This window comes from Limnohabitans sp. TS-CS-82, assembly GCF_002943475.1.
Map to the genome: position 1 here is coordinate 415,778 of NZ_PTQX01000004.1, position 6,000 is coordinate 421,777.

The following is a 6,000-nucleotide window of genomic DNA, read 5'->3' on the forward strand; positions in this document are numbered from 1 at the left end:
AGCCCTCTCAGCAGAGAGGGTGTTTAAGTAAATTCCCACTTCTTCGCGTATTTCATTGGCCCATACACAGGGCTAATTTATCTCGTTCTATTTTTTGAGCTATCCATGATTCCAGCTATTCAATTCCAAAACCATGCCATCACACTTGGCAAATACCGCATTGCCGCCTGCCCGCGTGCTTTGCCCAGCGGTCGCTTTGCGGCCCAAGTCTCAGTCGCCAGCGGACGCGGCAGTGCCAGCACCGACCGCGTGATTTGCTTCACCGACGACTTCGCCACCCATGAAGCTGCCGCCAGCTTCTCGATGGCGCAAGGCTTAGATTGGGTGCAAGGCACCTCGCCCAAGCATTGAGCCGCCATCCGCGTTAAGCAGCAGCCAATCTAAAGTGCGCCACCTCACGGCGCGTGGCGTCGGCGGTGCGTGACAGCTCCATCACACTGGCTGTCATTTCTTCTGAGGCTGCCGCGTTGCTGCGCGCAATGCGGTCCAGCTCTGACAAATTGGCATTGATTTGTTCGATGGCACTGGCCTGCTCTTCCAAAGACGCAGACACGCGTTGCAACAAACTGTCGGTGACCTGAGCGCTCTCGCCCACCTGGGCCATGTCCTCGCTGACGGCTTTCACCACAGACACGGCTTTCGCTGTTTCGCTGGCTGCCGCTTGCACCAACAACGCAATTTCTTGAGAACTGGCCGCGCTGCTGACCGCCAGCTTGCCCACTTCGTCAGCCACCACGGCAAAGCCTTTGCCATGCTCGCCCGCGCGTGCCGCCTCGATGGCTGCGTTGAGTGACAACAGGTTGGTTTTGTTGGCGATCTTTTCAATCACCTCGGTGATCTTGCTGATCTTGTCCGAGTTGCTCGCAATGGCGGTCACCACCTCGACCATCAAAGCCATTTTCTCGACGCCTGTTTGCACAATTTGCACCGACTCGCGTGATTTACCGGAAGCCATTTCGGTGTTTCTAGACACATCCGAAATCGCGATGCTGGACTGACGCACCGCTGCGGAAACTTGGCTGATGGCCATGGTCTGGTTTTGTGCGCCATCGGCAATTTGACCAATCGCGGAAGAGGTTTCGTTCGAAGCCGTGGCCAACTGTCGGGTGTTGACGTTGATCTCTTTCATCGACTTCACCAAAGCGTCCAAAGACGCGTTGATGTTCTCGCGCAACACCGCCAAGTCACCCATGCCCGTCTGCGTCACGCGACCGCTCAAATCGCCCGTGGCGACCTGACGCATGACCTGCCCCACATCACCCAACATCTGCTGCAAAGAAGTCATGGCGCGTTGCGCGTTGTTGAGTGCTTTGCCGTACTCACCTTCGGCATTGCCCTCGACGTTGAAAGAGAAGTCACCCGAGTGCAGGGCCAGCATGGCGCTGTTCAAGGTCGCGATCGTGGCCTCAACACGCACCAAGCTGGTGTTGACGGCATTTTTGAGCGTGTCCATATCGCCTTTGAGAGGCGCTCGGACGGGCTTAGAAAAATCGCCCTCGGCCAATGAAGTCATCACTGCATTGACCTCGACCAAGGCATCCCCAATCACCTGCATCATGCGGTTGAAAGAGACCGAAGTCAGCGCGATTTCGTCAGAGCCATGCACGCTCACGCGCTGCGACAAATCAAACGTTTCGGCAATCTGATTCATCGATGTCTGCAAAGCCCGCAAAGGCATTTGGATGCTGCGGGTGATCCACACCGTCAGCGTCAAAAACAAGGCGGCCAACAACAACGTCAGTGCGATGGCGATGAAAAAACTTTGCGTGGCGCCCTCCGACAAACTGCGTGCGTTCTCGATGAGTTGGCCCGACAACTTGTCGTCGTGCGCTTTGAGGATGTTCATCTTCTCCGACACCGCCGCCCACCAGACCGTGGGCGCAATGCCAAAGCTGCCCATGGCTGCTTTGCTCAACACCTCGCTGCGCATCGCCAAAGACTCTTTCACCGCAGGCTTGTCCAAGGCCTGCGTGAGCGCTTGCACATCGGCAGCGCTGGCCGTTTGGCGGTACAGCGCATCAAAGTTGTCTTGACGGGCAATGGTGCCAATCAGCTGCGATTGGGTGGCAACGTCCAGCGGCTTGTCTGCCGTCAACGTCGCGTTGATGGCCGCGCGCTCGCGACCCGCATATTCTTTGACACTGATGAGGTAGGCATAGGCGCGAATGCGCTGCGCAAAATCAACCGAAGGCGAAAAGCCCACGGCGCTGTACACGGTGTCCACCAAGGCGCTGATGCGCTCGGAATACCACTTGATCGCTGCGCCGCCTGTGAGCGCTTTGGCATCAATCTGCTGACGCTGGACCTCCAAAGCTTGGCGCAAATCAGATAACTTGGCTGCGGGTTGTGTACCGCTTGTTGACGCGGTGCCAGATGCCGCCATCAAACGTGACACCGTGCCCATCGCTTGCGTGAAGGTGCCATCCGTTTTGGCGCGCTGTGTTTTCAAAGCAGCCGCTGCCGCTTCATTGCCACCCGACGCCAAAAAACCTGCTGACATACCGCGCTCTGACTGCAACTGGTGCACCAACTGCCCCAACACAGCCACCTCAGACACCACCTCGGCGCTGACTGCGTATTGGTTTTTTTCGGTCCAAAAATCCCACACCTTGCTGAAGGACAACAGCCCCAAAGCCAACAGCAAGGGCAGAACCAAAAGCATGAGTTTGGTTCTGATTTTCAAAGACTGGATCAAAGCGAACATCGGATTTCCCTGTATATGAAGTTAATCATAGCTGGGGGCCTACAAAGCCGCTTTGTGGAGCCTAATGGCCCCGACTTGGACGTCTGCCGTCGTCACTTGGCAATTTGCGACTCTGAAATTTGCACGATGGTGCGCTGGTTGCCCACCATCAACACCACCTGAATCTACTGTGCATCCCTGCTGCAATTTATTGACTCAGCTTTAATTCATCAATGATTTCAAATTTAACGAAATCTCAAGGAGTAATTAGCCAAGACAATTTTTCGAAAATACTATCTAATTGAGACTTGCAAAAAATTTGATTTTTGCATTCATTGCGAAATCAGCACGATGGACAAATCGCAAACAGACCATCCTTTACTCACTGATGAAGAGCTAACTGCCCTATTTGGTACTGACAGCAATGCCACGTCGTCCGGCGACCCAGGATTTAAATACCGCAATTTGTTTTTACTGGTGGTGGTGGTCGCTCAAACCATTCGGTTGCTGTTTTTTCCGCATTTGGCAGCGGCCAATTTTCAAGCAGACACCATCGATGAACAAACGCTGTATCGCTACATGACGATACGTGCTTTTTTTGTAATTGGCATCAGCGCTTTTTATCTCTTTAGTTATTTGAAAAATTGGTATTTCGAGAAAGTCGCGCTGCTGTATGTCGGCATTGCAGTCACAGCGTTGCTGATGGATTATTTCAACGCCTATGTGTATTTCAACCCACAACCACAGCAATGGGCTGTGGGCTTGATCGCTTTTCGATTTGTCGCGATCTATTGTTTGTTCATGAATGCACTGCGGGCACGCGAGGCGCCAGCGATGCCCCGGTATTTGTGGTCTTAGCGCTAGAAAAGAAAAAACCCTTACAAACCAAGGCTTGTAAGGGTTTCTCGTTTTGGCGGAGTGGACGGGACTCTACGCCAATACCAGTAAGTCTATGATTTCATTGATTTTTTTGCAGTTCACTCTACAAAAAATCTGCTACCACCTTTGCTACCACTTCGGCGGCATCACAGAAGCGAACAGTAAATGTAAGCGATCCTGAACGCGAGAAGTAGTTGTCTCTCGTCAGAAATTTCAGATCGGCGTCACCTGTCAGCGCTTCGCCGTCATCGACATTGCAGCTGAACAGTGGTTCTCAATGACCTTGGTGATGGATTGAATCAACGCCAACTCCTGCTGCGAAAGCGCATAGTCCGCAGTGACCTGCGCAGTGACTGTGGCCCAAGCCTTAGTCACATCCTGCGCCATCTTCCTGAACAGGGTCAAGGTCGGCTTGACGCTGAAGCCGCAGTCTCCACAAAAAGCCTCCCACGAGTGGGCGCCAATGCTCGCATATTGGTCTTCGTCGCCGACGTACAACGCGAGGCGGTCGTCGCCGTACACCCGCACGCACAGTAAGTCATAAAAAGGGGCCAGCGCATAGCCTGTCTCACCAATCAGTACAGAGATGTTTTTGGCGTGGGCGTCGCTGTTGCCAATGAGGTAATTGAACATGACCCAGCGCTGAAAACTCAGCAAGTCTTTGGCCGGCAACTGCAACCCACGCAGTGCTTCAACAATGCGCTTGAGGCTGACCAACCCTTGACGCTCGTATTTCCAGTCTTGCCCCAAGCCCAGCAACTGACAGCCATCTAATTGATGCAGACACTTGACGCTGTCGCCCGACACGATGCGGTCATAACGCTGAACGATGTAAACCGTCTCGGGCACCTGAATCAAGTGGACCGGTGGCACCGGCAACTTGATGACGGCCGCCAAGCGCATGCACAGGTATTCGTTGATGGCGCTAGGCTGGAATTTCACCAGCCGCGTGTCCGGCTTGGCGATGTGCGTGGTCGGCGTACTGCCGACACTGTCATATAGCCGGTCACGCTTGGCGTCATAGCGCAGGCCAAGTTTGTCCTGCGCTCCCGGTAACGACATGCTACTTTGCTCGTTGGAGGTGAGCAGAGGCTTTTGCTGATCACGGTCCTTGATGCGTTGGCTCAGTTCGCCTTTGCTCAGGGCGCTGTACTGCTGTTGCTCAGAAGGCACATTTCCTTCGGCGCGCACAGACAATACACCGGGCAACTCTTCACCCAACTGACCGATGATTTCAAATGTGCTGGCATCGCGCATATGTATTGCGCTCAAGATCTCTTCCAGTGCGGCCCCCTCTGGTAGCAAGTTTGCAAAAAAAGCTTTGACTGGCTCACCAAAGTGAGGTTCGGTGCGTAACACAAACTGCGGGGCAAGCACATAAGCATGCGCAGACCTCAGCCAGTCGTCGTCGTACTGAAAGAAATACTGCCCAGCTTGATGTCCGAACCATCCCATCGGCAACTCATTGGCCCAGACGCGCAATCGAATCATGATGACTCACCCTTCGATTTATTCTTGATACCGCGCTGCGCAACCAGTGCGGCCAGACCTAGTTCACTATTTGGCTGGCTCAGCTTTTGTTGCACCAAGTCTGGCAGCCCCCCCTTAGTACGACCAACGAGCTGAGAATCTGGAACACCAAAGTCAGCTTGATGAAGCCCCATTGCAGCAGCAATGAGACCTCGAGGCGTGGTCTTGGCTGGCGGAGTAAGGCCTAGTCCGCGATCCGCCTTTGGCAAGCCAGATTGAGCAACTTCAAGACCAGAAACCTCAAGGCTTAGCCCCAAGCCATTGACGAACTTCGCGAGTTTTCCGAGCGAACAATTCTCTGGGTTCGACTCAGCATCACGAATAAAAGACGTACTGACACCACACACAGCGGCAGCGTCTTCGCGGGAGAGCTTTTGGCGTTTGCGCTCGGAACTTAGCGCCAATGCTAATTCAACCAGAGTCACATCATTGATCTTCATAAATTGCCCCCAAGAGAACACATTGTAAGGAGAATCAGCATATCAGTCAATATTTCGACCTCATGAGAACAAATTTAGTCGTACAGATTTAACTAGAGTGATATGTGCCCCCATGAGGACAAAATAGTATAGATGAATAAGTAAAGCAGGAATGTAAGCCATGTCCATGAGGAAAAATTCATGTCCGACTTAGACGTCATAGCAAAGAAATGAAAAATTCCCATTTTCCGCTTTTTTGTTATCAATGCTTAGCGCTTGACACCTTCAGGATTCATTTGAACGAAAGTGACATTGAATTCCTTGCATTGCCGGTGCTGTGGGCGTGTCCTAGATTTTGTGTAAACGGTCTAATGGCAGGAAACTGCCTTCATCTTCAAAGGAAGAGAAATGACCGTAAGCAACGAACTGATAGACCGCCTGTTGGCGGATTACAAAAAGCCTGAAGACCTCATCGGAGAAAACGGGCTT

6 protein-coding genes are annotated in these 6,000 nt (G+C 52.8%); 3 read left to right on the forward strand and 3 right to left on the reverse strand.

Annotation, left to right across the window (positions count from 1 at the left end):
• Positions 1-105 precede the first annotated feature (105 nt).
• The gene (locus C5F52_RS11855; RefSeq protein ID WP_104798541.1) at positions 106-351 is read left to right on the forward strand and encodes a hypothetical protein; all 246 of its coding nucleotides are present in this window, start codon (positions 106-108) and stop codon (positions 349-351) included.
• Positions 352-364: 13 nt separating this feature from the next.
• Here the strand turns inward: C5F52_RS11855 and C5F52_RS11860 are convergent, their stop codons facing one another.
• Complete coding sequence (locus C5F52_RS11860) at positions 365-2,662, reverse strand: methyl-accepting chemotaxis protein (RefSeq protein ID WP_161499692.1); 2,298 nt, start codon at positions 2,660-2,662, stop codon at positions 365-367.
• Between the two features lie 57 nt (positions 2,663-2,719).
• Here C5F52_RS11860 and C5F52_RS29895 point away from each other — a divergent pair, with 57 nt between their 5' ends.
• Positions 2,720-2,866, forward strand: a complete 147-nt coding sequence (locus C5F52_RS29895; protein ID WP_161499693.1) for a hypothetical protein — start codon at positions 2,720-2,722, stop codon at positions 2,864-2,866.
• A gap of 168 nt (positions 2,867-3,034) precedes the next feature.
• On the forward strand, positions 3,035-3,541 hold the full coding sequence (locus C5F52_RS11865) for a hypothetical protein (protein ID WP_104798543.1): 507 nt from the start codon (positions 3,035-3,037) through the stop codon (positions 3,539-3,541).
• A 252-nt stretch (positions 3,542-3,793) separates the two neighbouring features.
• Here the strand turns inward: C5F52_RS11865 and C5F52_RS11870 are convergent, their stop codons facing one another.
• Positions 3,794-5,053, reverse strand: a complete 1,260-nt coding sequence (locus C5F52_RS11870; RefSeq protein ID WP_104798544.1) for a HipA domain-containing protein — start codon at positions 5,051-5,053, stop codon at positions 3,794-3,796.
• Positions 5,050-5,532, reverse strand: coding sequence for a helix-turn-helix domain-containing protein (locus tag C5F52_RS11875; protein WP_104798545.1), 483 nt, complete (start codon positions 5,530-5,532; stop codon positions 5,050-5,052). Before C5F52_RS11875 ends, C5F52_RS11870 begins: the two co-directional genes overlap by 4 nt.
• Positions 5,533-6,000: the final 468 nt, after the last annotated feature.